The sequence below is a fragment of the Mesorhizobium sp. WSM3866 genome (assembly GCF_002294795.1).
GTDB lineage: Bacteria > Pseudomonadota > Alphaproteobacteria > Rhizobiales > Rhizobiaceae > Mesorhizobium.
Genome location: NZ_NSGC01000039.1, coordinates 1 through 3,630, shown reverse-complemented (window position 1 = coordinate 3,630; position 3,630 = coordinate 1). Strand labels below are relative to the sequence as shown.

Below are 3,630 nucleotides of genomic sequence, written 5' to 3'. Positions count from 1 at the left end.
GCTTTCACAGCCGAGGAATGCAGGCACTATTTCGAGGCAGCCGGCTATGACCCGGAGTAAGTCGAATCTGCTCTAGCCCGCGGGCAGGACGGACGGCCCCGGTCGCCAGCGCTGGCGCTGACTGCCGCTGCACGACAGGCGGGCCGCGTCGAGGACGGGCGGCGTTGCGCGCGGCGCTGTGCAAATTGCCGACCAGGTCGTGACTGATTTGCTTGCCAGAGGAGGACAGCCCGGGTGATTGGCCGGAAAAGGCGATGGTCGTCATCGAAACACTCCAACATATACGCCTGCTCTCAAAGGAGAAGCTGCTGCGGACGACATCATGCCGGGATTTTCCAACGGCGGGTAGGAGCAGGCGAAAGAGGCGGCACGGCGTGCCATCCGTGCTGCGAAACATGCATAGCCCTTGAGCCCAACTCATCATATTCCTTTGGCTTAGATGGGCTCTCGCCGTGACCAGAGAGCTGGGAGAAGCCTCTGCGAGACTACAAGTGTAACACCATATTGGTTTAGCAGATCAAGCTTGGGTGGTAACCTCATGGGGTAGAGAAACGCCTTTGGAGGCCGATCAATGGATCGCGATAGCAGACCAAAACGTGCAGCTGGAAGTTCATCCCGCGACGGGAGGAGGGCCGAGGAACAGCGCAACCACCATGGCCTTCCAGGCGGGCCACTGACCAATGTTGCCGAACGGTTGGTAACCGCTAACCCGCGCGATACAGCACGCGATCTTGGGAGCTTCAAATCCGCCGAGAGGCAAATGCGACGTGCCCTTCAGGACGCGGCACCCGGGCAAGAATCTGACCTCGGCAGATTTGATAGGCGCAACAACCAGCTCGGACGAGCAGCCAACGATCTGGTCGACAGATTGACGGCCGGATTGGGGTTCGCCCCGGATGATGTAGCATTGTTCCAAGTCCAAGCGGCTAGTAATGTAGGCCATTTTCTAGGGCCCCAGAAGCAGACTGCTCTTGTTAATCGCATTGGCAATATGGACCCAATGGAGCAAGCTCTAGGGGTTATGTTTGTGGCGCAAAACTTCAGTAAGTTTAATGACCAAAATAAATCGCGCATTTTTGAGCAGGCCATTGAATTGGCTGCTGATCCTCATCAGCACCACATGGTCAAGGTGACCGCCCAAAATGCAATTGTGACCGCGTATCACCAGCTGGACGCAAATCAGCAAGCGCAAGCTAACTCACTTCCCGACCTGCATGGCCTGTTGCAGAACATGCCTCCGCCGCAGCATGCAGCACAGGAACGGAGTGCGAATTTGGACGACCGCATAGCAGGTATTGCGGCTTCAGTCCGTGATACAGTAGGCCCGCAAACCTCCCATGAACAGCTGCGGCGGGGTGGTCAAGTCGGACAGTCCATAAGCCAAGCCTACAATCACGCCCGAGAGGATCTAATGTCTGCCTCCAGAAGCAGAGATCGCTCCGGCCGTTGAGGTCTCGGCCATGGTAAGTGACGCATACTGCCCGAATTCCGTCCACGGCCTTGCCCTTTCCAATTCGCTGGCCGTTGACGCACCTGCTTTAGGGTAAATTTCAAAAACAACGTCTGCTGGGTGGTGCGATGCAAGCATCGACCCCCCCCCGCTCTGGCATGGATCTGTCGAGCGGCGACATCGCGCGACGTCGGTCCAGTGTCTGAAAGCAAGCGCAGCATTAGCTACCAAACGATGGCTTCAACAAAAACGACCCCCAACATAGCTCTTAGCATCGCGTGCTCGCTCGCCTTGGGCTTCTGCGCGGCAAGTCTGTACGCAACGCTCCGCCACTGGCGTAGCGGCGCGGCTTTGATGACATTTGACGTCCGTGCCTTTTGGTTTGAGACGCCCTTCTATCTGGGTTTCGCAACCCCCGTCTTCTATCGGGGCGTAGCTATCGTGCTCTCAACGTCCGCGGTCGTGTTGCTGATTCAGCAGATCATGATACGGCGCAACCTCGAACATCACGGGACGGCGCGCTGGGCGCGAGTGGATGAGATGAGACGCCCGGGTTATCTACGACGATACCGTGGCGTAACAGGCCCGGTATTTGGCAAGACGAGTGGCCCTTTCTGGCCTGGCTACTACCTAACCAATGGCGAGCAGCCTCACAGCCTTATCGTCGCACCGACCCGTGCTGGTAAGGGCGTCGGCATAGTCATTCCAACGCTACTTACATTCAAAGGCTCGGTGATAGCTCTCGACGTGAAGGGGGAGCTCTTTGAGCTTACCTCGAGGGCGCGCCAGGCTGCCGGCGCCGAGGTGTTCAAATTTGCGCCGCTGGATTCTGAGCGGCGCACGAATTGCTTTAATCCGTTATTGGACCTTATTGCGCTGCCTCCACAGCAGCAATTCACCGAGGCCCGCCGCTTGGCGGCAAACCTAATTACGGCGAAGGGGGAGGGCGCGGAAGGTTTCGTCAACGGCGCGCGAGATCTCTTTGTCGCGGGGATCCTTGCCTGCATCGAGCGGGGCACGCCAACAATCGGCGCCGTCTATGACCTCTTCGCCCAGCCGGGGGAGAAGTTTAAGCTCTTCGCGCGACTCGCCATGGAGACCCGGAACAAAGAGGCGCAACGCATCTTCGACGACATGGCCGGGAACGATACAAAAATCCTAACCTCCTACACGTCCGTCCTCGGCGATGGCGGGCTCAATTTGTGGGCGGATCCCGCTGTAAAGGCAGCGACAAGTCGCTCAGATTTTTCGGTCTATGATCTTCGCCGTCGCAAAACGTGCATCTATCTTTGCGTTAGTCCGAACGATCTTGAGGTGGTCGCGCCTTTGATCCGCCTGTTCTTTCAGCAAGTCGTTTCAATTCTACAGCGTTCGATGCCTCGCCGGGATGAAAAATACGAAGTCCTGTTTCTGCTCGATGAATTCAAACACTTGGGTAAGCTGGAGGCGATCGAGACCGCAATCACGACCATCGCCGGCTACAAGGGTCGCTTCATGCTCATCATCCAAAGCCTCTCGGCACTTACGGGCGGCTATGGTGAGGCTGGCAAGCAGAATTTTCTCAGCAATACCGGCCTGCAAGTGTTCATGGCCACTGCCGATGACGAGACTCCGAACTACATTTCCAAAGCCATCGGTGAATACACATTTGAAGCCAAATCGATTTCCTACAGCCAAGCGCGAACTTTCGACTGGAACATTCAGAAATCGCATCAAGGTGCACCGCTGTTGCGTCCGGAACAGGTTCGGCTGCTCGATGACGACTACGAGATTGTGCTCATCAAAGGTCTGCCACCATTGCAATTGAGGAAGGTGCGATATTTTTCGGATCGCATTCTGAAACGCATCTTCGAAAGCCAGGCGGGCGTCCTCCCGGAGCCGGCACCCTTGACGATAGCAGACGAGGGGCTCTCGGCAGAACCTCATCTCGATGACCCGCTGCCTGAATTGACGCAGGGACTTTGACGATACAGTTTGATGTGAGGCTAGTATGGACCCGCTAAATAGCAACCCATCCCGTGTAACAGCTTCCGTGCAGGACGCCGGCGTGGAAGAGGGGAGGCAAGCGGTCCAGGCGCGACAAATGGGCGTTGAGCAGCACCTTGCCGAGGCCCTGCTGTTCGATGAAGCTTACGAATCGCCAACCAATCCAGAGAAGCTTCTGCGACTGGAACACGGGT

General features: G+C 57.0%; 3 protein-coding genes. 2 read left to right on the top strand and 1 reads right to left on the bottom strand.

All coding sequences use genetic code 11. The annotated features are described in order from the left end of the window. Positions 1-571: 571 nt before the first annotated feature. Both CK222_RS31235 and virD4 read left to right on the top strand, forming a co-directional pair. Entirely contained in the window at positions 572-1,450 is an 879-nt protein-coding gene (locus CK222_RS31235) for a hypothetical protein (RefSeq protein WP_095777379.1), read from the top strand. Between the two features lie 234 nt (positions 1,451-1,684). After that, the gene (gene virD4 / locus CK222_RS31230) at positions 1,685-3,415 is read left to right on the top strand and encodes a type IV secretion system ATPase VirD4 (protein ID WP_095777585.1); all 1,731 of its coding nucleotides are present in this window, start codon (positions 1,685-1,687) and stop codon (positions 3,413-3,415) included. Between the two features lie 34 nt (positions 3,416-3,449). Here the strand turns inward: virD4 and CK222_RS32785 are convergent. Continuing rightward, a partial coding sequence (locus CK222_RS32785; RefSeq protein WP_210199773.1) for a hypothetical protein occupies positions 3,450-3,630 on the bottom strand: 181 nt, incomplete at its 5' end.

Excerpts from the sequence above, each read along its gene's own strand:
- virD4 (WP_095777585.1), top strand. The coding sequence starts at position 1,685 with ATGGCTTCAACAAAAACGACCCCCAACATAGCTCTTAGCATCGCGTGC.
- CK222_RS31235 (WP_095777379.1), top strand. The coding sequence starts at position 572 with ATGGATCGCGATAGCAGACCAAAACGTGCAGCTGGAAGTTCATCCCGC.